27 protein-coding genes and 1 pseudogene are annotated in these 24,648 nt (G+C 54.1%); 10 read left to right on the top strand and 18 right to left on the bottom strand.

All coding sequences use genetic code 11. The annotated features are described in order from the left end of the window. Positions 1-28: 28 nt before the first annotated feature. Positions 29-1,237, bottom strand: a complete 1,209-nt coding sequence (locus AC3WJN_RS18250; protein WP_007779388.1) for an NAD(P)/FAD-dependent oxidoreductase — start codon at positions 1,235-1,237, stop codon at positions 29-31. Between the two features lie 276 nt (positions 1,238-1,513). Between AC3WJN_RS18250 and AC3WJN_RS18245 the strand changes: the two genes are divergently transcribed. Further along, on the top strand, positions 1,514-1,879 hold the full coding sequence (locus AC3WJN_RS18245; protein ID WP_007779391.1) for an ArsR/SmtB family transcription factor: 366 nt from the start codon (positions 1,514-1,516) through the stop codon (positions 1,877-1,879). 13 nt (positions 1,880-1,892) lie between these two features. Here AC3WJN_RS18245 and AC3WJN_RS18240 read toward each other — a convergent pair whose 3' ends face one another. Then, positions 1,893-4,079 carry a heavy metal translocating P-type ATPase gene (locus AC3WJN_RS18240; RefSeq protein WP_007779394.1) on the bottom strand — a complete coding sequence of 729 codons (2,187 nt, stop codon included), beginning with the start codon at positions 4,077-4,079 and terminating at the stop codon, positions 1,893-1,895. A gap of 139 nt (positions 4,080-4,218) precedes the next feature. On the opposite strand from AC3WJN_RS18240, the gene AC3WJN_RS18235 reads away from it, so the two are divergent. Then, entirely contained in the window at positions 4,219-4,662 is a 444-nt protein-coding gene (locus AC3WJN_RS18235; RefSeq protein WP_007779397.1) for a FixH family protein, read from the top strand. A 14-nt stretch (positions 4,663-4,676) separates the two neighbouring features. Here the strand turns inward: AC3WJN_RS18235 and AC3WJN_RS18230 are convergent, their stop codons facing one another. The 9 genes from AC3WJN_RS18230 to AC3WJN_RS18190 form a co-directional block, all read right to left on the bottom strand. Further along, the gene (locus AC3WJN_RS18230) at positions 4,677-5,363 is read right to left on the bottom strand and encodes a sulfite exporter TauE/SafE family protein (RefSeq protein WP_007779401.1); all 687 of its coding nucleotides are present in this window, start codon (positions 5,361-5,363) and stop codon (positions 4,677-4,679) included. Positions 5,364-5,537: 174 nt separating this feature from the next. Then, positions 5,538-6,932 carry a sensor histidine kinase gene (locus AC3WJN_RS18225; RefSeq protein WP_005832661.1) on the bottom strand — a complete coding sequence of 465 codons (1,395 nt, stop codon included), beginning with the start codon at positions 6,930-6,932 and terminating at the stop codon, positions 5,538-5,540. Beyond that, positions 6,929-7,609: a response regulator transcription factor gene (locus AC3WJN_RS18220; protein ID WP_005832659.1), complete on the bottom strand. Its 681-nt coding sequence runs from the start codon at positions 7,607-7,609 to the stop codon at positions 6,929-6,931. Before AC3WJN_RS18220 ends, AC3WJN_RS18225 begins: the two co-directional genes overlap by 4 nt. 462 nt (positions 7,610-8,071) lie before the next feature. Continuing rightward, positions 8,072-8,683, bottom strand: coding sequence for an alpha/beta hydrolase (locus tag AC3WJN_RS18215; RefSeq protein ID WP_005832657.1), 612 nt, complete (start codon positions 8,681-8,683; stop codon positions 8,072-8,074). Beyond that, complete coding sequence (locus AC3WJN_RS18210; RefSeq protein ID WP_005832656.1) at positions 8,683-9,630, bottom strand: ring-cleaving dioxygenase; 948 nt, start codon at positions 9,628-9,630, stop codon at positions 8,683-8,685. The genes AC3WJN_RS18215 and AC3WJN_RS18210 overlap by 1 nt, the downstream gene beginning before the upstream one ends. Continuing rightward, positions 9,627-10,286 carry a nitroreductase family protein gene (locus AC3WJN_RS18205; protein WP_005832654.1) on the bottom strand — a complete coding sequence of 220 codons (660 nt, stop codon included), beginning with the start codon at positions 10,284-10,286 and terminating at the stop codon, positions 9,627-9,629. The genes AC3WJN_RS18210 and AC3WJN_RS18205 overlap by 4 nt, the downstream gene beginning before the upstream one ends. Before the next feature lie 250 nt (positions 10,287-10,536). After that, positions 10,537-10,944 carry a hypothetical protein gene (locus AC3WJN_RS18200; protein WP_369750387.1) on the bottom strand — a complete coding sequence of 136 codons (408 nt, stop codon included), beginning with the start codon at positions 10,942-10,944 and terminating at the stop codon, positions 10,537-10,539. Between the two features lie 128 nt (positions 10,945-11,072). Then, the gene (locus AC3WJN_RS18195; RefSeq protein ID WP_007779412.1) at positions 11,073-11,261 is read right to left on the bottom strand and encodes a hypothetical protein; all 189 of its coding nucleotides are present in this window, start codon (positions 11,259-11,261) and stop codon (positions 11,073-11,075) included. Between the two features lie 181 nt (positions 11,262-11,442). After that, complete coding sequence (locus tag AC3WJN_RS18190; protein ID WP_007779415.1) at positions 11,443-11,829, bottom strand: hypothetical protein; 387 nt, start codon at positions 11,827-11,829, stop codon at positions 11,443-11,445. A 535-nt stretch (positions 11,830-12,364) separates the two neighbouring features. Here AC3WJN_RS18190 and AC3WJN_RS18185 point away from each other — a divergent pair. Then, positions 12,365-13,372 (top strand): helix-turn-helix transcriptional regulator, encoded by a 1,008-nt coding sequence (locus tag AC3WJN_RS18185; RefSeq protein WP_007779420.1) that lies wholly within the window; start codon positions 12,365-12,367, stop codon positions 13,370-13,372. A 69-nt stretch (positions 13,373-13,441) separates the two neighbouring features. On the opposite strand, the gene AC3WJN_RS18180 is transcribed toward AC3WJN_RS18185, so the two are convergent. The 4 genes from AC3WJN_RS18180 to AC3WJN_RS18165 form a co-directional block, all read right to left on the bottom strand. Further along, entirely contained in the window at positions 13,442-14,380 is a 939-nt protein-coding gene (locus AC3WJN_RS18180; protein ID WP_007779423.1) for a coiled-coil domain-containing protein, read from the bottom strand. 109 nt (positions 14,381-14,489) lie between these two features. Next, positions 14,490-14,876 carry a VOC family protein gene (locus AC3WJN_RS18175; RefSeq protein ID WP_005832645.1) on the bottom strand — a complete coding sequence of 129 codons (387 nt, stop codon included), beginning with the start codon at positions 14,874-14,876 and terminating at the stop codon, positions 14,490-14,492. A gap of 119 nt (positions 14,877-14,995) precedes the next feature. Beyond that, positions 14,996-16,096 (bottom strand): threonine aldolase family protein, encoded by a 1,101-nt coding sequence (locus AC3WJN_RS18170; RefSeq protein ID WP_007779427.1) that lies wholly within the window; start codon positions 16,094-16,096, stop codon positions 14,996-14,998. Between the two features lie 110 nt (positions 16,097-16,206). Further along, positions 16,207-16,770, bottom strand: a complete 564-nt coding sequence (locus AC3WJN_RS18165) for a bifunctional transcriptional activator/DNA repair enzyme AdaA (RefSeq protein WP_005832641.1) — start codon at positions 16,768-16,770, stop codon at positions 16,207-16,209. Between the two features lie 148 nt (positions 16,771-16,918). Between AC3WJN_RS18165 and AC3WJN_RS18160 the strand changes: the two are divergent. From AC3WJN_RS18160 to AC3WJN_RS18150, 3 genes and pseudogenes are all read left to right on the top strand, one after another. Continuing rightward, positions 16,919-17,885: pseudogene (locus tag AC3WJN_RS18160) on the top strand (DNA-3-methyladenine glycosylase family protein). A gap of 20 nt (positions 17,886-17,905) precedes the next feature. Continuing rightward, positions 17,906-19,024, top strand: a complete 1,119-nt coding sequence (locus AC3WJN_RS18155; RefSeq protein ID WP_005832638.1) for a deoxyribonuclease IV — start codon at positions 17,906-17,908, stop codon at positions 19,022-19,024. 87 nt (positions 19,025-19,111) lie between these two features. After that, positions 19,112-19,462: an Ada metal-binding domain-containing protein gene (locus tag AC3WJN_RS18150; RefSeq protein WP_007779436.1), complete on the top strand. Its 351-nt coding sequence runs from the start codon at positions 19,112-19,114 to the stop codon at positions 19,460-19,462. On the opposite strand, the gene AC3WJN_RS18145 is transcribed toward AC3WJN_RS18150, so the two are convergent. After that, positions 19,410-19,838 (bottom strand): SgcJ/EcaC family oxidoreductase, encoded by a 429-nt coding sequence (locus AC3WJN_RS18145; RefSeq protein ID WP_005832635.1) that lies wholly within the window; start codon positions 19,836-19,838, stop codon positions 19,410-19,412. The genes AC3WJN_RS18150 and AC3WJN_RS18145 overlap by 53 nt on opposite strands. Positions 19,839-19,995: 157 nt before the next feature. On the opposite strand from AC3WJN_RS18145, the gene AC3WJN_RS18140 reads away from it, so the two are divergent. Continuing rightward, entirely contained in the window at positions 19,996-20,487 is a 492-nt protein-coding gene (locus tag AC3WJN_RS18140; RefSeq protein WP_005832633.1) for a MarR family winged helix-turn-helix transcriptional regulator, read from the top strand. 25 nt (positions 20,488-20,512) lie between these two features. On the opposite strand, the gene AC3WJN_RS18135 is transcribed toward AC3WJN_RS18140, so the two are convergent. Further along, entirely contained in the window at positions 20,513-20,917 is a 405-nt protein-coding gene (locus AC3WJN_RS18135; protein ID WP_433947710.1) for a hypothetical protein, read from the bottom strand. Between the two features lie 144 nt (positions 20,918-21,061). Here AC3WJN_RS18135 and AC3WJN_RS18130 point away from each other — a divergent pair, with 144 nt between their 5' ends. The 3 genes from AC3WJN_RS18130 (at position 21,062) to AC3WJN_RS18120 (ending at position 23,781) form a co-directional block, all read left to right on the top strand. Continuing rightward, entirely contained in the window at positions 21,062-21,727 is a 666-nt protein-coding gene (locus tag AC3WJN_RS18130; protein ID WP_433947711.1) for a response regulator, read from the top strand. Between the two features lie 924 nt (positions 21,728-22,651). After that, a complete protein-coding gene (locus tag AC3WJN_RS18125; RefSeq protein ID WP_007781380.1) occupies positions 22,652-23,251 on the top strand; it encodes a hypothetical protein in 600 nt (199 codons plus the stop codon). Between the two features lie 317 nt (positions 23,252-23,568). Continuing rightward, positions 23,569-23,781, top strand: coding sequence for a helix-turn-helix domain-containing protein (locus AC3WJN_RS18120; protein WP_433947764.1), 213 nt, complete (start codon positions 23,569-23,571; stop codon positions 23,779-23,781). 69 nt (positions 23,782-23,850) lie between these two features. On the opposite strand, the gene AC3WJN_RS18115 is transcribed toward AC3WJN_RS18120, so the two are convergent. Then, positions 23,851-24,648, bottom strand: a 798-nt coding sequence (locus AC3WJN_RS18115; protein WP_492329309.1) for an IS3 family transposase, incomplete at its 5' end; no start/stop codon positions are given.

Below are 24,648 nucleotides of genomic sequence, written 5' to 3'. Positions count from 1 at the left end.
CCTTCTTTCTTATCCGCGTTTGTCTGTCCTACATCCTGCCTTTGAGCATGCCGTGCCAATACATGACGGGAAGCAGCTCTTTTTTCAACCAGTACATGCTACGCCGTTCACGGGATTGATCGAACGGGAACGTCTCCCGTGGAATCTGCTCGTAATCAAATTCCGCCAAAATCAATTTGCCGTAGCCCGTTACGAGCGGGCAGGAAGTATAGCCGTTGTATTGCCGATAGTCCGGCTTGCCGTTGATTTGCGACAGCAGGTTTTGCACGACGACCGGAGCCTGCTTGCGGATGGCCGCGCCTGTTTTGGAGGTCGGCAGATTGGCGCAATCCCCGAGCCCGAAAACGTTGGCAAAACGCGTGTGCTGCAGCGTATGCTTATCCACGTCCAGCCAGCCGTCAGCAGCGGCGAGCGGGCTTTTTTTGATAAAATCAGGGGCGCTCATCGGCGGCACGACGTGAATCATATCGTAGGCCATCGGCACGAGCTCGCGGGTATTCACGTTTTCGAAGACCGCTTGCTTTTGGTCCGCGCGAATCTCCACGAGGTTGTGCTGGAAGCTTGTATAAATCTGTTTTCTGTCGACGACCTTCTGCAAGGCATCGGCATACTTTTGCACGCCGAAAATGGTCGACGCCCCCGAAACAAACCGGACGATGGATTGCGAGCGCACACCCGACCGGCGAAAGTAATCGTCCGCCAGGTACATGATTTTTTGCGGAGCGCCGCCGCATTTCACCGGGGTGTTCGGCTGGGTGAAGATCGCCGTCCCGCCCTGAAACTGGCGGATGCTCTCCCATGTGCTCGCGACGTAGTCGTACGAGTAGTTGCTGCATACGCCTGCTTTGCCGATGCTCTCCTTGAGACCTTTTACTTTGTCCCAATCGATCTGGATTCCGGCTGCGACAACCAGATAGTCGTAGTGCAGCTTGTTTCCGGACGCCATCATGACGGCGTTGTCTTTTGGCAAAAATTGCGTGACGGCCTCTCTGACCCATATCGCGCCTCTCGGAATGACCGCCGCTTCGTCGCGTACGGTCACCTCCCTGCTGACAACTCCGGCACCTGCAAGCGTCCACAACGGCTGATAGTAGTGCTTGGCCGCATCATCGACAATGGCAATCTGCCCCGCGAGTTCGCGCGATTTGCGCAGGAGTTGCGCTGCGACCGTGATGCCTGCACTCCCGCCTCCCACAATTACCAGCTTGTAACGCGTCTGTTGACCCGTCTTTGGCATAGTCCTCCACCTCATCTCTTTTGACACTGTGCTAGAAGGGGCGCTTAGCCGCTCGCCCTGCCACGGGCAGGCAGCAGCCTTGAGGTTGTCTGGAATAATCAGGAAAAACCCCCTATCAAAGAGCTATGACGATCGCCCGCGGAAAATGAGCCTGATCGCTGGAGTTGTATGCCGAGTCCGCATTCTGGCCAGCCGGGACTGCAAAATGCCTTTTCTCTTTTCGCGCGAATGTCTATAATAGTAGGACATTGAAGTAAGCAAGAGGTGATTTTTACGGTGGACGACATCTGTGAGATTCAATGCTATGACGAAGAAAAAGTCAGTCGCTTGAAGCCGTACGCTACAGAATCCGAAGGGGTAGCGAAAATTTTCAAGGCGCTCGCCGACGACACCCGGGCGAAAATCATTCATATTTTGTCCATGGAAGACGAGCTGTGCGTCTGTGACGTCGCAGCCATCATCGGCAGCTCCATCGCCAACACCTCGCATCATTTGCGGCTTCTGCGCAACATGGGCCTGGCCAAATACCGCAAAGAAGGCAAGCTCGTCTTTTATTCGCTGGACGATGACCACGTGCGCCATCTGATCTCAGCGGGAGTAGAGCATGCCAAAGAACAGAGATCGACTGTCCGAGCTACGTGATCGCTCGGTTTTTTTATTTTTCCATGCGCCCTTTTCGCAAGCGCAAGGAATTCAGCACGACCGACAGCGAGCTGAACGCCATGGCGATTCCTGCCAGCCACGGCGCCAAAAAGCCGAGCATTGTCGCCGGAATTGCGATCGCATTGTAAAAAAAAGCCCAAAACAAGTTTTGCCGGATGTTTTTCATCGCCATTTGGCTGAGCCGGATAGCGTGGACCACCCCTTTTACCTCGCCGTGCATGATGACGACATCGGCTGAATCCTTGGAAATGTCCGCTCCCGTTCCCAGCGCAATGCCGACGCTCGCTGCGGTCAGAGCAGGCGCGTCGTTGACCCCGTCGCCGACCATGGCGATTTTTTTCCCTTTTTCTTGCAGGCGCAAGATCAACTCCGCCTTTTGGGCAGGCAGCACTCCCGCGTACACTTGCTCGATTCCCGCCTGTCTCGCCACGCTTTTCGCCGTATATGGGTTGTCTCCCGTAATCATGATGATGTCCTTGCCCATTTTTCGCAGTTGGGCGACCGCTTTTTTCGCGTCTCTTTTCAACTGGTCCGACAGCACCACATACCCGGCCAGCCGCCCGTCGATGGCTGCGAGCAGCACCATTTTCCCTTCCGCTCCGTGCCGCACCAACTGATCGAGCACAGTGCCGATGTCCACGTTGTTTCGGGTCAGCAGCTTGGGGGAACCGACCACCACTGCATGCCCTTCCACTATCGCCTCGATTCCATAGCCGGGCAGCGAGGAAAAGGACGTGGCTGTCGGGATGGACAGCCCCTGTTTTTTCGCATGGGCCACAATCGTTGCCGCCAACGGGTGCTCAGAGGTCATTTCCGCCCCGGCCACCAGGCGCCAAAACGCCGCCTCGCTCCATCCGCGCGTGTTGACGCCGACGACCTCGTGCGCCCCTCTGCTCAACGTGCCTGTTTTGTCAAACACAATCGTGTCGATCTTTTGCAACGCCTCCAAATACTTTCCCTGCTTGAACAGAATGCCCATCTGCGCCGCTCTGCCGGATACGACTAGGATCGACATGGGAGTAGCCAGCCCGAGTGCGCACGGACAAGCGATAATGAGGACGGCAATCGCCTTTTCCAGCGCCCCGCCCAAGTCTTGAGGCGCAAAGACGTAGTACCAGGCCAAAAACGTCACAGCGGCAATCGCAATGATGATCGGCACAAACACATCGGTAATTTCATCCGCCACCCGCTGGATCGGCGCCTTCGACAACTGCGCTTCCTCCACCGTACGGATCACCTGCGTCAGCGCCGTGTCTTCCCCGACCTTCGTCGCCTTGACCTTCAGCCAGCCGCTCTGGTTCAGCGTCGCCCCGATTACGGAATGCCCGCTCCATTTTTCTACAGGCAGGCTTTCCCCCGTGAACATCGACTGGTCGACGCTCGCGTGCCCTTCCAGCACGATCCCGTCCGTCGGTACCCGCTCGCCTGGCTTGACGAGAAAAATATCGCCCACCGCAAGCTGCTCGACAGGAACCGTACACACCTCTTCGCCGCGCACCACATGCGCCAGCGCCGGTTGCAGTTCGTGCAGTTGTCCGATGGCATGTTTCGTCCGGTCCTTCGCCATCGCCTCCAAATATTTGCCCAGCAGTAAAAACGTGAAGATTACCGCGCAAGACTCGTAGTAGACAGTCAGGCCGTGATTCGCCTGCCCGATGGTCGTAAAGGTCAAGTAATGGCTGTACAAAAAAGCGGTCGAGGTGCTCAGCACGACCAGCACGTCCATGTTGGCCGAGCGGTTTTTCAAGGCGTTCCACGCCCCGATGTAAAACGATTGCCCGATGAACAACTGAATCGGCAGGGTCAGCGCGAACTGGAACAAAGGCGCCAGAAACAAAGGCGGCACCCATAGAAACGACGTCACAGAAAAATGCGCCGCCATCGCCCACAACAGCGGCATCGTCAGAATGGCCGAGAAAATAAACCGCCAGAGCAGCGCCCTTTTTTCCCCTTGCGTCTCTTCCTGCTTCAAGCTCGCGGAAAAACCGAGCTGCTCGATTTTCGTCATGATCTCCTGATCGTTGGTTTGCGAAGGGTCAAAGGCTACCCGCGCCTTGTTGGTCGTCAGATTGACGTGTACCTCCTGCACACCCTGGACCTTGCGCAGCCGTTTCTCAATCCTGTTGGCACACGCTGCGCAGGTCATGCCTGTAACCTGATACGTTTGGTGGATGGTCATGAAAAAACTCCCCTTCAGCTTCCGAACATGTCCTCATGTCCAACCTATGCGCCAGGACAATTTCGTAGAAGATGAAGTATGAACGGCAGCGGCCGTGAATACGATAGGGAAGCTTGTAACTTATGGGAAAGTGGTGAACATGATGCGCAAATTTGTCGCCCTTCGGCTGTCGTGCCTGCTGCTGGCTCCATTTACCCTCATTGGCTGTGCCCCCCAGGACCATGTCGGGCACGCCAGTACCGCTGCCACGCAGCAAGCGAACACGCCGATGCTTGAGGAGCTGTCGATTCCTTTGCAAGTAGCGCTCGATCCGTCCCCGGCCAAAAATGTGCAAGAAAACACGCTGCGCATAACCGTTCCGGCCGAGCATGCAGCCAAGCTGGAAACTGCTACCGTATCCGTCTCCCTGACCATGCCGAACATGGACCACGGGGCAATCGTCTTCGAAGCCGTGAAGGAAAAGGAAGGTGAATACGTCGCGCAAATCATACCGACCATGCTGGGCGATTGGCTGGCTACGATTACATTTGAGCTTGACGGCAAAGCCATGAGCACCACCTATCCTTTTCGCGTCGAGCCATGAGCCCGCCGCCTCACCTACCACAGCCACGGGTTGACGGTAGGAATCCAGCCGTTGATCGCCAGGCCGCGCAACACAGACAAGATTCCGATACATAGCGCGAGCGCATTGCCGACGAAGAGCACCTTGACACGCAGTGTTTTGGTCAGGACAAAAGAAAACAGGCCAATCGCCGCGAGCGCGGGCAACGTGCCAAGGCCAAACACGCCCAAAGTCGCCATCCCTTGCGCCATGCTTCCGGTCGCGGCTGCTTTCATATGCATCGTATAGGTCAGCCCGCACGGCAAAAAGCCGAGCAAAAGCCCGCTGACCAGCACTGGCGCGATTCCTTGCCGTGATTTGAGCAGGTGCAACAACTTTTGCGCGGACGAAAGCTGGAGCGGGCTGTATTTGTCCAAGGGCAAAGCGAACTTTTTGACGACCCAGAGAATGATGAACAGCCCTCCGGCGATATTGGCAATGCCCTGCAATCCGATGACCACGCCTGCCGCATTCACAAACGACCCGGCGAAACCCATGAATGCGCCTACGGCCATATACGTCACAATCCGGCCCGCATTGTAAGCCAGAATCGTTTGCAACAGAGACGCTTTGGACTGAAGCGTCATGGCCGACATGATCCCGCCGCACATCCCCAGGCAGTGGGGAGCGCTGAACAAGCCTGCCAGAAAGACGAGCCAGTAATCGTAGAGTCCAGTATTCATCCCGCAGCCCCTCTTTGTCGGAAAAAAGTATGGTTTTGCGCTGTTCGCCGTCCGGGCACTTTTCCGCGAATTTGCATTTGCCTCTGCGTCGGAAAGCCAACATCCTTTTCCTAGCGTAATGGATAGCCGCTGCATTTATGACTCCGCAGCAAACGAAAGCGCCCCCGGCCTGTCTTACTTCCGGGGGCGTTCATGCGCGGGCAGGCTGACCTTGACTGTCGTGCCTGCTCCTATGTCACTGTCGATGTCGATGATGCCTTTTGCCGCCTGCACGATTTTATGGACGATCGCGAGTCCAAGCCCGCTGCCTGTCGCTTCCCGATTGCGGGACTTGTCCCCTTTGTAAAAGCGCTCAAAAATATGCTGCCGCTCCTCCTCCGAAATGCCGATCCCCGTATCGCGAATCGTCACGACGAGATCAGACGGCGCTTGCTGGATCGACAAGGAAATCGTGCCGTGCGGCGGAGTAAACTTGATGCTGTTGGACAACAGGTTGATCCACACCTGATTCAGCAGTTGCTTGTCTGCCGTGATGAGCGTGTCCGGCAAATCCAGCTCTAACTCCAGGCTTTTTTGCTGCCATTGGCGCTCCAGCAGCAAAACGACCTGTCGCAACTGCTCGTCCAGCCGATAGACAGTCGGCTCGTACAAGCCCGTCTCTTTATCCAGTGAAGCGAGCGTCAAAAGCTGTTTGCTCAAAGATGAGAGACGGCGGCTCTCCTCCTCGATGATCGTCAAGTACTCATCCCTCTGCACCTCCGTCACGCCACCGCTGCGGATCGCCTGCGAAAAGCCCTGAATGGAGGCGAGCGGAGACTGGATTTCGTGCGAGACGTTGGACACAAACTCCTGGCGCATGTCATCGAGCTGCTTCAGCGACTCGGCCATTTGCGCGAAGTTGGCAGCCAGTTCGCCGATTTCGTCTTTGCGGGCGATGTCGAGCTGGATTTCGTACTCGCCTTCCGCCAGCTTTTTCGTCGCGTGGCTCAGCTTTTGAATCGGCCGCACCAAATAACGCGTAAACACCAGGATGAACAGCAGGCTGAGCAGAAACATCGCAGCCAAGAGCACGGCAAACATTACGTGGACTTCGCCAAATTGCTGCTCGATGCTGGGCCGCACAAACAAGGCGTATGTTTTCCCTTCCGCTTCCAGCGGCAAGCCGATGCTGTTTTTCAGCGTATTCTCGAAAAATCCGGTCACGAACAACCCGTGCTGTTCTTCCGTGATCCCTCTGTACATTTCCCCGGCCAGCACCTTTTGCACCGTCTCTCGTGCGAGCTGGTGGTCGCGAAAAGGCGCGCCGAACGATGTCGCTTGTCCGCGCTCGTCCACGAGGTACAACTGAAAATTGAGGTTGGCGACATGTGTCATAAACGCGTGCAGATCCATGCCGGATTTGTCCGTGTACAAAGCAACGATCTCCTGCCCGATCCGCGCAATTTTCTGTTCGTTGTAGGCGCGCATGTTGCGCTGGTAGTACTCGTTGGCGAGCAAAAAGCCGAGCGTTCCGCTGATGAGGACAATCGCGACAAACAGGAGGACGACCCGGAAGTAGAGCGATTTCATCCGTTGCGCACCTCCAGCTTGTAGCCGAGGCCACGAACGGTCGAAATGACAAAGTCGTCCGTTTTGTCCGTAAACTTTTCCCGCAGCCGCTTGATGTGGACGTCAATCGTGCGGCTGTCGCTCTCGTTGTCTCCGCCCCAGACCAAATCCAGCAGTTGATCCCGCGTAAAGGTCCGGTCGGGAAAGCTGGCGAGTTGGGCGAGCAGTTCGAACTCCTTGAGCGGGAGATGTACAGCTTCGTCCTTGATTTTCACGACGTGGCTCACCCGGTCGATGACGGTATCGTGCATGACAATGACCTGTTTGCTGACCATCTGGTAGCGGCGCAGCAAGGCTTTGATCCGGTAGAGCAATTCCGTCGGCTCAAACGGCTTGGTCAAATAGTCGTCGGTTCCGGCCAAAAACCCTTTCTCCTTGTCCCGCACCTCGCCTTTTGCCGTCAGCATGATGACGGGAAGGTCGTAGTAGTCGCGAATCTCCTTGCACAGCTCCCAGCCGTTTTTGCCTGGCATCATCACATCGACAATCGCCAGTTGCACCTTCTCCTGCTCAAGCAATGCCGACGCCTGACTGCCATCTGCGGCAGCCAGCACCCGATACCCTTCTTTTTCCAAATAAAATCGCAGTAGTTCGCGAATGTGCGCATCGTCGTCTGCTACGAGAATCGTTATTTTCATCTGGCTCCCCTCCTTACGTTCCGGCACGTATCCAAAGACTTGCGCCAGCGGGCTGAAGCTTGCCAGCCAAATCGCGGGCTGATCTGATTATACAAGGTAGCATCTCCTTTGTTTCAGCCTGTTACGCCATTTCTTGGGATGTGATCGCCACCTGATAGGCGGGTAGGTTTTGGCCGCTTTGTTGGCTGCTGCTGGCGTTAAAGCTCGTCTGCATGCCCGCATGGCTTGCGGTTCCCTCATGATAGCGGAACTGTATGAACGTCAGATGAACAAGCGTTGACAAAACGGCGTAGATGCGGCTTGCGACAAGCTCGGGCCGCTCCCTTCTGTGCCTTTTCCTCTAATCGTTTCCTCCGATCGGAATGTAAGGAAATCATGATGCCGCTGCTCGGCCCAAGCGGCGTCGGCTGGCAGGAACACGCAAAAAAGCAGCAGAACGTCGCGGCTCTGCTGCTTTTTTTGTCACTCGCTAAACTGTTTCGCAAACCATTGGGCCGAAGTCTCTACTTCCATCCTGGTCAACTGGTGGCCGTTCGATTCCCAATGCAGCGTCACGTCGGCACCCGCCGAGGCCAAAAGCTGCTTGAGTTCCTCGGACTCCAGCGGTGAGCAGATCGGATCGTTCGTTCCCGCCCCGATGAACACCGAAAGTCCGCTCATGTCAGGCAGAGGAATCCCGCGCCGCGGAACCATCGGGTGGTACAAAATCGCGCCGCGCAGCGGATTCGAATAGTGAAACAGCAGGCTCCCGGCGATGTTGGCACCGTTGGAATACCCGACTGCCACGATGTTTTCCCTGTCCAACTGGTATTGGACCGCTGCCTGATCCAAAAACTCGTGCAACTCCTCCGTGCGGTAGACCAAATCTTCCTCGTCGAAAACACCCTCGGCCAGACGGCGAAAAAATCGCGGCATGCCGTTTTCCAAAACATTGCCTCGGACACTGAGCACAGAAGCCCCCGGATGGATGAGCTGCGCCAGCGGCACCAGATCGTTTTCGTCTCCGCCCGTGCCGTGCAGCAACAGCAAGGTGGGAGCGGCGAGGTCCGTTCCTTTGCGAAAAATGTGCTTCATTACTTATCCTCCTCCAGTACGCGTACAGTGATCGGGGTCAAGCCTTGCTCGATCTGGGCGCGATGCGGCTCGTACCACTCTGGCAGCATCAGCTTTTCGCCCAATGCGTCAAACGGTTCGTCGCGCTCAAAGCCTGGCGGATCGGTGGCAATCTCGAACAAGATTTCGCCCGGCTCGCGGAAGTAGATCGCATGGAAATACTGGCGGTCGACGATGTCTGTCGGCTGAAGGCCCGCTTGCGCCACGCGCGACTGCCACAGGCGATGATCCTGGTCGTCCTTGGCCCGCCAGGCGATATGGTGGACGGTACCCGCTCCCCCTGCTCCCCTTGGCATCGGCTCGGCATTGACGTCAATGACATTGCCCAGGTCGCCGTGCGCCCGGAAGCGGACGAGGCCGTTTTCTTCGCCTACTTTGGTCAGGCCCATCAGTTTTTCCAATACTGCCATGGTGTGGTCGGGCGCGACACTGTAGAGGATCGCTCCCCCGAACCCTTTGATCGCTTTGTCAGCCGGGACGCCTCCGAATGCCCACTTGCTCGCGGGGCCGCCTTCGCGCTCGACAAGCTCCAACTGCAAGCCGTCTCTGTCGGTAAATTGCAGGTACGTTTCGTGAAAGCGTTCCACACGCTTGTACTCGACGCCGAACTTGTTCAGGCGCTCTTCCCAGAAAGCCATGGAGCCTGTCGGAACCAGAAACGTCGTATAGCCAACCTGCCCGCCGCCTACACGGCCGCGGCGCGCTGTCTCCCATGGGAAAAAGGTGATCGCGGTACCCGGGCTGCCTACCTCGTTGCCGAAGTACAGATGGTACACTTCCGGGGCGTCGAAGTTGATTGTTTTTTTGACCAGGCGCAGGCCGAGAATCCCTGCGTAAAAGTCGACGTTGTCCTGTGCGCTTTTCACAAAAGCGGTAATATGGTGAATGCCTGCTGTTTGCTGTGTCATTTGCTTGTACCTCCTGTTTTTGATTCGGACCGGAAAGTGTTGTAGCTGACGAACTCTCCGACTGGCTTGCGGTATCCTCGTACACGTTGGCTGGACGTGTCTTCTTTACCGATCGTAATCATCATCGCCGGGACGTAGCGGTCAGGAATTTGCAATATCTCGCGGACCGCCTCCGGATCGAAGCCGATCATCGGGCAAGTATCCCAGCCTTTGTCCTTGGCAGCGAGCATGAACAGCATAGCGGACAAGCTGGCGTTGCGAATCGCTTCGTCCCGTTTGAACGGCTCTCCCCCTGCTTCGTAAAAGGAATGGACAGACGAAACAGTATGATCGTATTCGCGCTGGTCCATGACGCCCAGGTGCAGCAGCCCTTCGTTGATGCGGCCTGCGTTTTTGTAGGCTTCCAGGTCGCCCAACACGATGATGACTGCCGAAGCTGTTTTTACCTTATATTGTCTCTGCGCCGCTTCATATACTCGCTCCTTCGTCTCCGGGTCTGTGACGACGACATAGTGCGCGTGCTGCAAATTGAAAGCAGATGGCGCAAACTTGACGAGCGACATGATGTCCTCGATGTCAGCCGTAGAGATCGGAACGGACGGGACAAATTTATTGGCGGACCGCCGTTTTTTCACCAATACAGAAAACTCGCTCATAAAAAACTCCTCCTCATCGTCGCGAATGGCTTCATTTTTTCTGGATTTTTAATATCTTAAATTTGAGATATTAGAGAAACAAAAACGTTGGATTGCGATTGCGCTGGATACTGACTGCACGCGAGGAAGTCTGGCGACAAGCAAGCGAGTATGTGCAGTGAATATCTTTAATTTGAGATAATTATAAAACGGGAATAACTCCTTGTCAACAGCTCGGGCCGGAAGAATCGTTCTCCCGACCCTGCACAGACTAACGGCTTTCCTTGACAGTGACGCAGAGCGAAGCCTCCTGCTCGAGCCAATTCTTCATTTGTTCCAGTTTAAACAACTGTTCAATATGGTACACCCCATGCGGAAAAGCTTGTGAATACAACGCTTTTGCGACGGCGGCAGCCACTTTGGCGGTCATTTTCGACTGATCGTGCCCGTGCAAAAGACACTCCGCGATGGCCGCGCGCTTTCCCGCTTTTCCCCGTGCCTCGACCTTGACGGCGAAGCGGTCATCGCCCATTTTCAGCCCCGCAAACGCCGCTACGGCTGCCTCATGCACCCGCGGCTTGCGCAGCAATCGGCACAGCCCTGCCGCAAGCCGCGCTACCCACTCCTGGTCGAAGCACAGCCGCGTCGATACCGATGGGACACCGAGCGTCCGGGCCAATGTCTGTTGATCGGAAAAAGGAAAGCGGTACGCCTGCTTTTTGCTTTTTCCCCAGACGGCCCCCGAAGTCGGCGAGCTTGCCGTCTGTCATGCTTCGGACGGACACCCGGCGGTGATGCAGCGTCACGTCATAGCTGGCGCAGGTCGAACCGGAGCGGACGCACTTTCCCCGCCGTTTCCCGGCAAAACGCTTCCGCTTTTTCCAGGCTGCGCCCTGCCGCATACACGCGGCCGGGGTATAGGTTCCCCAGCTCTTTGCATATTGTCGCGCCCACGTAGCCGTAGCCACCCACTACGACAATTTTGTCTTTATCCATAAGCTCTCGTCCTTTTGCTGTGAAAAACGTCCCGCCGTGTTTCACAAGATGGGTGTGACCGCCTGCGGGCAGGCAAAGCGGTCGTATCGGGTTGGTTTTGTTGACGCAAGTACGCGCCCTCGGCCCAGGCCGATGTTTGTCACTGGCGCGTCCTTTCGGGGCAGGGGGGCCGTTCTCCCCGCTACCTTTTCACAGCGAACCAGGCGTGGACCAGATAGGAGCCGAAGTAGCGGGTAGCGTGCTCGAAGCCAGCCTCCGCCATCAGCGCCTGCACGTGAGATTCCGGGATTGGATCGGACTCGTTGCCGGGCGAAGCCGCAAAACGTTCCCACTCCGCCATGGCGATGCCGTTGTCGAGCATATGTGTCTGCCAGGCTTGCGTCTGCAAGCGAAACGACTGCGACTGCGGATCGCCCGCAATCGTCGCGAGACAAAACGGGGCGCCTGGCCGCAAGCGAGCCGCGATTTGCGGCAGCAGCTCTCGTTTTGCCGCAAGTCCTTTGACAAAATGAAGCACGAGCAGGCAGGTCGCCGCTGCGTAGGCCGGCTGCTCAGGCAGCGCGTCCACCGTTCCCTCCTGCAACGTGACACGCGCCGCAAGTCCCGCCTCGGCCGTCCTGCGCTGAGCCTGCGCAAGAATCTGCGCCGCGGCGCTTCGTCGCTCTGGATGCCAGCCAGCAGTTGTTCCAGCGAGTCCCAAGTGGCTACTTTGAACGTCCCTGCTGCCGCTGTGTTTTCCATATAGACGGCCGGAATCAGGGAGGGAGCCTTCGGTGTCAGCAGCGTGATCGCGGCGGCTGGGCTGTCGCTGGATGCGCTCGCCGCTTCCTTTTGCTGATTGGACGTATCGGCTGCGCAGCCTGCCAAAAGCGCCATGGCAGCGAGCCCGCCGACGAAGACACGGGCAAATTGACGGTAAATAAACGTCATGAAGTCTTTTCCAACTCCTTGCGTAATGGATAGATCGGGGAAATCGGGAGACGAGCGTTGACTTTTGGCCCGCATTCATTAAGAATTGTTCTCAATTATAGAGATGAGCCAAGGGAGTACCATCCCACAAATATGGGATTTCCTTCGCTCGCTCCACACAGGAGAACGCGCAGATGAATGCAAAATGGGAAGCAAGCAAACGAAAACTGCTCGCGCTCGCTCGGCGCCACCCCGCTTCCTCCCAGGATTACCGGACGGCACTCCTGCAGTTGCTGCGGGAGTGCCTGCCTTTTGACGGGGCTTGCTGCACGGCGGTCGACCCGCAGACGCTGCTGTCGACAGGCGCGATCACGGAAGACGGCGTGGAAGCGATACACCACGGCATTTTCAAGCACGAATATTTACGCGAAGACTTCATCCGTTACGAACAACTGAGCAGGGCGGCAGAGCCTGTCGCCACGCTGTATCAAGCGACAGGCGGAGAGCTTGCGAAGAGTGAGCGCTACCGCAACGTCTTGCTCCCGGCAGGCTTTGCTGACGAGTTGCGAGCAGCGCTCAAGTACGATGGGGCTTGCTGGGGATTTTTGACGCTGTTTCGCTTTCAGGGGCGTCCTGTTTTTAGCGAGGAGGAGCGCGAGTGGATGGCAGAGCTGGCACCGCTGATCGCCTACCATTTGCGAAAAACAGCCCTCTCCCTGCCAGCCGAGGACACCTCCTGGATGGAGGAAGAGACGGGAATCGTCATGATGTCTGAGCGGCTGGCTATCCACTCGGCCAACGCCACCGCAGACAGGTGGCTTTCGCTGTTGCGCAGGTGGGAGTCGATCGATCGCCACATTTTGCCCCGGCCAGTGCGCGCCGTCTGCTTCCGGGCGTTGGCGCAGTTGAACGAGCCTGCCCCCCAAAGCCTCCATGGCCAAAGTGTGCATCCGCATGCCGGACGGCCCGTATGTCACGATTCAGGCAAGCCCGATGCACGGCATGGACGGCGCTGTCCACCTCGCCGTCTTGTTCTCCGCGGCTCGTCCACCAAGGAGCTGGCCCGCGCGTTGCACATCTCCGCTTATACGGTGCAGGATCATTTGAAGTCGATTTTCGTGAAAACGGGGGTATCCAGCAGGCGCGAGCTGATCTGGCAGTTGTTTTCACGCTTCGGGGTGGAGGCGGGCAGCCGCGAATAGCGACAGCAATAGCAAAAAGCCTGATCGCATCCAGTCTGGTTGGGGACGATCAGGCTTTTGCTTTTTGCCTCACGCATTTTCAATTAAAGCAAGCGATTTTTGCCGAAGCTCGGCTATCTCGGCTTCCACCGCCTTCAGTTCCCGCTGGAGGTCGTTCAACAGACTTTCCACCTTCGACCGCTTTTCCTTCGCCTGGCGCAGCGACGTCGAGATGCGATCCTGGACGATCCAGTCGGTAATGATGTTGTCGAAGAAAAAGTCTGCGAAGGTCAGCATTTCGCCAATCTCGATGCGAATGTGGCTCTGGCGCTGCACGTCTTGCAGCTCCCGCTCGAATCGCCGCAAGCTTTTTTGCGCCTGGTGGATCGACTCGCGGGCTTCGTTGATCCGGTTGTGCTTCATCGCGGTGGAAATCGCACCGCCGCCGAACATGTCCCACGTCCCCCAGGAGCTGGCGGAGTCGAGCTTGTCGATCGCCTTGCGGAGCTGCAAAATCGCGGCACTCCCCGCGCTGATCGCCTCTTGCAGCTCTTTTTCGTGCGCTCCCAGTTCGGCTTCCCGCTCGGTATGTACACGTAGCTGCATCGCCAGCTCAGGCCGCTGCTTGCGAATCAGCCGCTCCTTCTCGACGAGCAGAGCGACGAGCCGCGCTTCCAGATCCGACATCTGCTGCAGCCTGCGCTCTACCTCTGCAAGCTCCTCTTCCAGCTCTTTTACGGTATCGGCCGCTTCCTCGTACTTCATTTTCGCTTGCAAAAGCTCTTCCGTTTCCTTGGACAGCTTCTCTTCTTTTTTTCCAATCAGGCTGTAAAAAAACGCGCCAAAGGACATGCCGGTCAATTTATCCACGTCGCGCTGCTCCCGCTGCAATTGCTTGTGCAGCAACTCGCGTTTTTGCACGGCTTCTTTGTACTGCTCCTGCAAAAGCTTCACGTTGTGCTCCGCATGAAGCTTTTGGCGCAGTTGGGCTTTGACTTGTGCAACCTGGCCGTTCAATTCCTGAAACACGGCTACCCCTCCCCTGCAAACCCTTTCTTTTTTCATACGGGAGCAACGTGCAAATGTTTCAGTTTTTGGAAAATGGCCGTTCCTTTTCCTTATCGGCGCTCTGCCCTGCTCATGACATTTGATAAATTTGGATCAGATTGCCGCACGTATCGTCCAATACAGCCAAGGTCACGTCTCCGGCTTCCGTCGGCGCCTTCGTAAAGACGACGCCGAGCTTGGTCAGCCGCTCGTACTCCTTGTGAACGTCGCTCACTTCAAACGCCGTCGCCGGGATGTTTTGCTCAAAAATGGCTTTTTGGTAGGCCAAAGCCGCAGGATTCGTGTTTGGCTCCAAAACGAGTTGCACACCATCCGGGTCTTCCGGAGACACCACCGTCAACCATTTGACCCCGCCCATTGGAATGTCCATTTTGGTCACGAACCCGAGGACGTCCGTGTAAAACTTGTGCGCCTTGTTCTGATCGTCTACAAAAATACTCGCCAAGCTGATTCGCATAGTGGCCCTCCTGCTTTTTTTCAAGTTTATTCCGCTAGTGTACCCCACTCAAGCCGCTTGCCTACCTGTCATCGTGTACAACTGCCAAAAATTCCTCGCTCGCTCATGAACGCTCCCTGCTACGCCTGCAAAGCCTCTCTCACCTTCTGATCGAGCACCTGAAAGACGTTTTGCAGCTTTTCCTTCGGGATCGTCGCATAGCGGTCGCCGAGGCTGACCTCATAGTAGCTGGTAGCCTCGTCTACCTCCCGAACATAATGCGAGAGCCCCACTCCCGTCTCCTCGCACACGGCGAGCAGGATAGGCTCCAACCGCTCCTTGGGCAAGCTGATGTGAACGTGAAACATGTTGGATACCGGCACAGTCGGCCGCGTGGAAATGCCGTGGCACTGGTTGTACAATCCGGCAAGCTCCTTGGCCTGCTCGTAATACTCGGCGAACTTGTCCTTTCTCGCCTCGAAGCAGACGTCAGCCGGAATGATGTACGGATACAGGCTGATTAAATCGCCGCCATGCCGTCTTTTCCAGACAATCGCTTCCTTCGTGAAAGCGGCGTCCCCTGCCAAAATCGCTCCGGCAATGCCGCCGATCCCTTTGTAGACGGAAATGTAGACACTGTCGAACAAGGCGCAGACCTCGGCGGCTGTTTTCTGGTAGTACGGCAACGTTTCCAAAAGCCTCGCCCCATCCATGTGCAGGCGAATGCCTTTTTCCCGACAGTAGTGGGAGATCGCTTCCAGCTCTTCATACGGCGGCAACTGTCCGCCGATCTCGCGCTGGGGCAGTTCCAGCAGCAGGCAGGCGATCTCTTCGTTCATGCCCAGAACGTCCGCAAGCGAGATCACCCGGTCTTTGTCGGCAAGCAGCACAGGCTCGATCTGATGCAGCTTCCGCAGCCCGTCCTCCTCGTGAATCTCCAGATGGCAGAACGGGTGGTAGGCCACTTTGCGGATTCCTTTCGCGTCGCACCAGATGCGCATGGCGATTTGCTGGGCCATCGTGCCGCTCGGGAAAAAGACGGCCGATTCTTTGCCCAAATATTTCGCCATCTTGTTTTGAAAGTTGTCGATGACTTCTCCCGATCCGTACACATCCGCAGCCAGATCGCCGTCCACCTCTTGAAAAATGCGCTGCAATTGACGGATGTCCCTCTTGCTGTGCCCTGCGACTTGATAGGTCGTTTGATTGAAAGCTTGCAGCAGCGTTTTTTGATCGCCCATGTTGGCAGGTCCCCTTTTTCTCCATACTGAGTAGACTGCGAACAGCCTGATCGTGCCAGCACGATCTTCTCTCTCCAAGATATCACATCTTGTTCGCAGCCTACCGCTGATTATTGGTTCCCGTGCAGTTGGTTTTGGCGGTATTCGCTCGGCGTCTGTCCCGTTGTTTTTTTGAACAGCGTGATAAAATACGGCGTATTCGGCACGCCTACCTCCGCAGAAATCGCGGCAATCGGCTTGCCAGAGTGCGCCAGCAGTTCCTTCGCCTTGTCGATCCGTTTTTGCTGAATGTATTCCACAGGGGTCATTTCCTTGATCCGCTTGAATGTCCGATGCAAATGATAGGGACTGCCGTGACACATGTCTGCCAGGTGGGCCAACGTCAGCTTTTCGCTGTAGTGAGCGTCGATATAGTTGGTGATTTGCGCGACCCATTCCCGATCGGGCAAACGCTGTCCCGTAGGCTTGCACCTTTTGCACGGACGAAACTCTTCGCGAATCGCCTCGCTCGCCTGCTGAAAAATCCGGACATTGCCCCATCTTGGCGGCTTCGACTTGCACGATGGCCGACAAAAAATTCCGGTCGTTTTCACTGCGTAAAAAAACTGGTCGTCATAGGATGCATCGTTGGTGATGATCGCTTTCCATCTCTCTTCGGTGACACCCAGCTCCATTTCGCCCACCTCCACCGTCAGTATATCCTCCGCCGGACTCATCCGCACGGCTATTCCAATAAAATAGCAAGATAACGAAATGACAGCCCAGCTTTCCTGTTATACAACTAAGAAGGTTGCCGCCAGACTGACAAGGGAGGCTTTTTTAATGACGGAAAAAAGCAGAAAGACAGCCGCACAATTGCCGAGCCGTGGTCTACCCGCCGGGGCTTGGGTCGATAATAGAGAGGAATTCATCTTGCACGTGCCAACACCTTTTTCCTTTACGCAAAACCCGCATTATTTGTCGCGCGCCAAAGACGAGTGCCTGTATCAGATTGAAAACGATCGCCTATACAAAGCAATCCCGATCGCAGGCCAGACGCCTGTCGTAGAAATTCGCGCAGAGGAAGATACGCACCTGCACATTCGCTTTCTCGGCGACGTCACTCCCACAGCAGACGTGCGCGCGCGGGTCGCGGAGTACGTCTACGACTGGTTCGATCTGGGGACGAATCTGGCTCCCTTTTACGACATGGCGCAAAAAGACGCCCTGCTGAAAGGGCAGTCGATTCGTTTTACGGACTGCGCAACATGGGCATCCCCGACCTGTTTGAAGCGATGAGCTGGGGATTCTCGGACAGCAGATCAACCTGACATACGCCTACAAATTAAAGCGGCGGCTCGTGGAAAATTTCGGACGGCCCGTCGTGTGCGAAGGCAAAACATACTGGGTGTTTCCTGCTCCAAAAACCATTGCAGAGCGGACCGTGCAAGACCTCGCTGTGCTGCGGATGACTGCCAAAAAGTGCGAGTACTTGATCGGCGCAGCACAACTCATCGTTGAAGGGAAACTGTCGAAGGAGCTATTATGGGACGGAGGAGATTATCAAAACGCAGAGAAAACACTGGTCAACATTCGCGGGATCGGTCCGTGGACAGCCAACTACGTCCTCATGCGCTGTCTGAGGATGCCGTCTGCTTTTCCCATTGACGATGTCGGCTTGCACAATGCCATCAAATACGTACAAGGTACGGACAGAAAGCCGACCAAAGCCGAAATCGTTGCGCTGTCCCGCCATTGGACGAGCTGGGAGTCATACGCTACCTTTTATTTATGGCGTTTTCTTTACTAACCAAAGGAGGTTCCACCTGAATGCTGAAAATAGGCTCGCACGTCTCATTCTCCGGAAAAGGACTGCTCAATGCCGCCGAGGAAGCCGCTTCCTACGGCTCTAGCACGTTCATGATCTACACGGGAGCACCGCAAAACACGCGGCGCAAACCGATTGAAGACCAATACATCACCGAGGGCAAGGAAGTCATGGCCAAAAATGGCGTCGAGGAAATCGTCGTCCATGCCCCGTACATCATCAACCTGGGGTCCTACAAGGAAGACACCTTCGAGCTGGCCGTCCGCTTCCTGCAGGAAGAAATTCGCCGGACAGACTACATCGGCGTCAAAAACATCGTGCTCCACCCGGGCGCCTATACGGACAAGGACGCGGAGTACGGCATTGCGCGAATCGCAGAAGGCTTGAACGAAGTGCTCGCCGGGGTCAAAGACACCGACGTAAAAATCGCGCTGGAAACGATGGCGGGCAAAGGAACGGAGATCGGGCGCAGCTTCGAGGAAATCGCCGCGATCATCGAAAAAGTGGAAGACAACAGCAAGCTCGCCGTCTGCATGGACACTTGCCATATTCACGATGCGGGCTATGATATCGTCCACGATTTTGACGGCGTCCTGGAGCAGTTTGACCGGATTATCGGGCTGGATCGCCTCACCGTCGTCCACCTAAACGACAGCAAAAACTTCCGCGGAGCGCAAAAAGACCGCCACGCGCCCATCGGTGCCGGACTGATCGGCTTCGACGCCATGAGCTACATCGTGAACCACGAGAAAATCCGCCACTTGCCGCTCGTGCTGGAAACGCCGTGGATCGGAAAAGAAAAAGGCAAAGAACGTCCGATGTACGAAGCAGAAATCGCGCTGCTGCGCGGCGAGGTGGAAAAACGGTTCGGGGACGAGTTCATGGACCACGTAGAGCGCCTGGACTACTTTTTCCGCAAACAGGATGTGACCAGACGCGAATACGTCGTCGGCATCTGGGAGCTGTTGAAAAACGACGCGAAAGCCAAAAAAGCGGACAGCCGCGAGCCGATGGAGCGCCTGTACGACATGGCAGTGGAAGCACGGCTGTTCCCGGAGCTGTCTGAAGAGCAGCTCAACCACCGCCTGACCGCCTGGTTCGCGATCCCGAAATTCTCCTAAATACTCCTGCTCGAAAAAGCATCAACCTGGCTGCGCGGCTTCCTTTTGTTGAGGGCGAAATGACAATCCAAAACAGGAGGAAGCCGCATGCATGCCAGCGAAAAGCCCGGCGCAAGCCACCAACAGAACGGCCTGAAAACCTACACCCTTCTCGGGCCCGACCGCCGCCCTAACCAAAGTTACTCTCGCGGTACGCTGGGAGGATATCGGCGGCGCCACATATACGGACGCCTCGATTGCCCCTCCGCTCTGCGGGCTATAGCCAAAGGCGGGTATGTGGCCCAGCGGGTGTTTTTTGCCGATGAAAAAACGGCTCTGGCAGCGGGCTATCGTCCGTGCGCAGTTTGTTTGCCGGAAAAGTATGCGCAGTGGAAAGCGGAGCGCACTACCTCCGGCCTGTCGGAAGCTCCTGAATCCGGCAATTGTGAAACGCCGTAATTTTCCACACGCCACGTTGCTTGACGACCACATTCGTATTGATCGAGTCTCTGTCGTTTGGGTCCTGTTCGGGATTCGCCAGTCTGGCCTCGCCCGTTGCGTGCACCACAGCTACGTTTTCTGCAAGAAACCGCGGCTTGCATTCAGCAAGAGCGCTCGACTCCAATTTCGAACCTTTCAACGGCCCGTGAAACAGCCACCCATGCACCTCGGCGATTTGCGCCCTTCCCTTCAGATGCTGCCCCATGAACGTCACGTAGTCCGCATCTTCGGTAAAACAATCCCCGTACGCCGCGGCATCTCCCCGATTCCAGGCATCAACCAGCGCAACAAACACCTCGCGAAGGTCGTGCACGTCTTTTTCCCGCTGATTCATTTTTGCTCAAATCCTTTCCGTTATAGGATGGGGAAAATCGCTTTGCTTTTTGTGTTATACTTGTGTCCAGAAAAAAGCTTAATCAACCAGTTATCTTAACTGATTATATATCTTAATTGATTAAGATATATTCGAAGCGTACACCGGAGGTCCAGTTATGTCAAGCGATGATCGCCAGCACCCTGCACTCAGCCTTACCCCCATCCAGCAAGAGCTGCTCCAGGAAATTCGCACAAACAGCTCCCGCGCTGTCATGTTCCATCAAATGATCTCGGAAAAATTGGGCCTGAATGCCACCGATCACAAATGCCTGGACTTTTTGTACAGGTCTGGTCCGGTCACAGCCGGACAGCTTGCCGAATTGACCGGACTGACGACAGGCGCGGTCACCAACGTCATCGACCGTCTGGAGCAGGCAGGCTATGTGGTGCGGGCCAAAGACCCGAAAGACCGCAGAAAAGTGGTCGTCAAGCCAACCGATCATGGCCCGGACAACATCTCGCCTTTGTTCGATTCGATCCTGCACAAGACGATTGCGCTGCTCGACCGTTACACCGAGCAGGAAACGCGCGTCATCCTCGACTTTTTGAAAAGCTGCAACGCCATTTCCTTGGAAGAAATGAACAAACAAAAAGAAGCCGGCTCTTGATAATGAGAGCCAGCTTCCTCACGACTTACAGCGTGTTGGCCGGAATCCGAAACAACACGTACCGCCCCGTCCACATCTCTGACGTGATAACGATCTTCTCCGCGCCCCGCACAAAAAAGTACCCCGAGCCTTCCTGCTGAACAAAGCGCCAGCCAGCCGCCGCCACTTCCCGCTTCATCGCTTCTGCCCCCGCGCCTTGCCCGGAGGGTGCGCCGTACCAGTCGACGCCCTCCACAGTCGCCAGCTTGATGAGCTTGCCGTCGTAGCCGTTCAGGAGCGTCTTGACCTCGCTTGCCGAGCTGCCGGAAAAAGGCAGCGCAGGCCCGCCTGCAAGTAGACGAAGCGAGCCGCCATTGCGAGCAGGCAGAAGACAAGCAACGCTAGCAGCACGCGCCCCCTCGTTCCTCGCCAAATCGTTGACACTTTTCACACATCCTTCAAAAAAAGGCAACAGAATAGTCAGGTTGAGTCATTCTCAATCGTTGTCGCCACCTCTACAATTCTTTGCAGAAGGCTGTGCCCCTTCCGCAACATCCGCCATTGGCGCAAAAACGCACAGAAAGAAGGATCGCCCATGATGCCTTTTCGGGTGTTGATCGCAGACGATCATCCGCACGCGCGCGAGGCGATTAAAAGCGTGCTCGCGGAGCATCGCATATTCGAACTGGTGGACGAAGCAAGAGATGGCCAGCATGCAATCCAGCTTTGCCGCTTGCATCAGCCTGATCTCGTCCTGATGGATATTTCCATGCCGCAGTGCAACGGACTAGAAGCGTCCCGAATCATCAAAGCGCAATACCCGTTTATCAAAATCGTCATGCTGAGTGTCTCCGACGACATTGTCGACCTGTTTACGGCAATCCAATACGGCGCCCAAGGCTACTTGCTGAAAAACACCAACCACGAGGACTGGATATCGTATTTGCAGGAGCTGATCTCCGGTGAATCCCGCCACTCGCGCAAGCTTGCCGGAAAAATGCTCTATCCTTTCATGGACACGTCCACGAGCGACGAGCCTCCCCCCTCTCTGCTGACCAACCGAGAGCAGGAAATCGCGAAATACGTGGCGCACGGGAAGACGAACCTGCAGATCGCCAAAGCCTTGTCGATCCGGGAAAATACGGTCAAAAACCACATCCGCAATATTTTGGACAAGCTGCAACTGGAAAACAGGGTACAGCTCGCCTCCTACGCCGTCCGCCATCGCTTGGCAGAGACAGACAACCAGCCGCTTGTCTAGCAGTAGAGCTTTTCTTAACAGATGCACAGGTAAAAGCCCGGCTTGTCACAGCAAAAGACAGCCGGGTTCCACCTCAAATGTAAATCCTTGCCCTAAGCCTTCGCCCCTATGTAAAGGCTTTTTTATATTGGCCGTAATACGTAGCACGAGCATTGAATGAGCGAATTCTAGCACACAAAACTTTCTGCTAAAGGACAAAAAAGAGAAGTTTGCATCGCCAAAGTCTGGTAAAACAGAACATGCGTTTGCTTTTTTCTCCAAAAAACTTGTAGTGGTTGTTGTATTTTTACGTATCCCAGCAAGCGGTTAACCGCTGCAAGAGAAAATATTTACATCAACTAAAGAACTTAATGGTATGGTTGTAGCTTTGCTTTTGCTCGTTGTGTCGGGGAGTCTATTGGCATTTATAGCCGGAAGTCAGCAATTGCTCTGCAAACATATTAAAAATGCTAAAAAATCTGGTTGAAACACATAGCCTTCGCTAATGCGAGGGCCTTTTTTGTATGCTTGCGTAAGCAGAAGCGAATTAATGCGAAGGAATAGCAGAGACGGAGCTTGAGAACCCGAAAATATTCAGGAAAAAATCCCCAGAACTTTTTTGTATGCCAAAACGTCATAACAGGTGAATATAATAAACGTCGTGAGCCGATAGTGCTCAAACGATTATCAAAGGATGTTTCGCTATCGGTGTTCCATGGGCCAGAAAGGGAACTGTTGGGATAACGCTCCAATGGAGAGCTTTTGGGCAAAGCCAACAATAATGGCTTAATGGTAAGCTTTTCAAAATACGCAAATGAAGTGCGTACGGCAGTGTTTTGACATATTGAATCCTGCTATCACCGCAAAAAAATGATACGCAGTAAAGAGCCATATGATGTCTGAAGAGATTGTGACACAATCAAAAAATAAACAGGAGTGTGAAATATGAAAAAAATATTATTGGTTTGTATCATGATAATGTCGATGCTAGCATCGGCTTGTGGAAATGTTGAAATGACATCAAATCCAAATACTTCTAGTGAGCCTAAACCTGAAACGGATGAGTCTATTATTCCAAAAAATACCACTGAATATTGTACTGTAGAACGTATAAATTTGGATAGTGAAACTGAAAAATATTTCTATGGAACGTGGAAAGTTGAGAAGCTTTTAGGATTTGCAAATTCATGGAATGATGCTTCTGAATATCCAACAGGGCAAAAATTTATTGGAGATGAAATTATAATCAAAAAAGACTTTTTTTCATCAAAAGGACTTAAAAACTATAAGAAATATCAATATGAACTAAAAAATCCATTATATGAGATTACAGCGACATGCTATAACTCTCTCTCTTTTTATAGATTATATAAAATAGATATCCCAGACTTAAATGAAAATGATGTAGTAAAAGCAGTAGGTATAAGTGACCCTTCTACAGAACTTAGAATACCTGCAGGCTTAAGTTTTTTGGTTGTTAATAACGATAGGCTTATCTTGTTATCAGAGGCAACTATTTTTGAGCTTAAAAAAATTACTGATTAAATGAATGAAGGTTATGGAACAAGTTCTGTGCTAATCGAATAGAAAATGCCTGTGAATTCATTTTTTAAACAAGAAAGGTCAGCCTAAAGGCTGATCTTTCTTGTTTATGTCGTAAAACGATTAAACTATAGTGTATATACTGGATATTTGTGAGTATATGGCATGCCTTTACAAAATAAAGTTGCTTCTTGGATCGGTTACACTAAGTTGGACAGAAAAAATAAGGGCTTGTAGAATAAACCTATTAAACTAAGGAGCGGATCTCTACAAAGCCCAAACAACAACGACGTACGTTTGCATCCGAATTCAAAAAACAAATGGTGCAGCTCTATGAAAATGGGAAACCCAGAGCGGCGATTGTGGAGGAATATGACCTCACCGCCTCGGCTTTAGACCGATGGATCAATCGGTTTAACCCCTTAAAAATTGAGTCTTTCTCCCTTATTTTCGCATTTTCATATGCTTCTTCCCTCCTTCAACCACCTAGGAGTCTAGGAAGGAAAACGCCTAGCGTCAAGGAGATCACTTGACCCCAGACGTTTTCCTTCCTGCTTGTCAGCTAGGTTGAAGTAGGGATCATTCTGCAATCCTTTGCCATACTACACTTTCACAACAAATGGTGTAATGAGTTGCAAGGCAAAGGCTTTACCAAATTCTACAGGTGATAAATCGTACAAGCTTCCATGAATCCGTCGCTGATTATAAAAGAGCAGATAGTTTGTCACGATTTCATAGGCTTCTTGATAGCTCTGAAATTCATTCCGCTGCAAACATTCTTTCTCCAAAACACTGTGAAATGACTCAATGTGAGCGTTTTTATTGGGTGTCTTTGGAGGAATTCGCTCATGCACCGTTTGGAAATGCTGACAGGCTTCTTCAAAGGCATGGCTAATAAACTGTGGACCGTTATCCGTACGGATAACAGGGCGATCATCACAATTGAATTGCTGCCGTTTCCACAAAGCACGTTGGAGAATCTGAGCAGCATGTTTTCCTTCGCAGGTCAGTCCGAAATGGTAGTCCACGATCGCTCGATCATAGACATCAATGAGACTCATCAGGAAAAAGAAACGCTGTTCTCCTACGATAAATCCGTATTTTACGTCCATCTCCCACAATTGATTCGGAGCGGTAATCTCTCGGTTGTTTGCCAACTTTCGAGGATGTTTCCTTTTCTTTTGTCGTTGTGGTTGCAGGAGTTCTTCTTCTTTCAGCAAGCGGTAAACCTTTTTCTTGTTGATGACCAGTTGGTGGTCTCGCCGTAGGCAGACGGTAAGCTTTCGATATCCATAAGCAGATTCTTCATCGGCAATCAGCTCGGATAGCCATTCTTTGATTTGTTCGTCACTGACAGGTTGTCCGTCTTTTGACAACGAATAACCGGGTATAGGTCTTCC

The organism is Brevibacillus sp. FW306-2-1A-C05A (genome assembly GCF_058781555.1).
The sequence above is the reverse complement of the archived record's forward strand: the minus strand, read 5'-3'. Positions and strand labels throughout refer to the sequence as shown.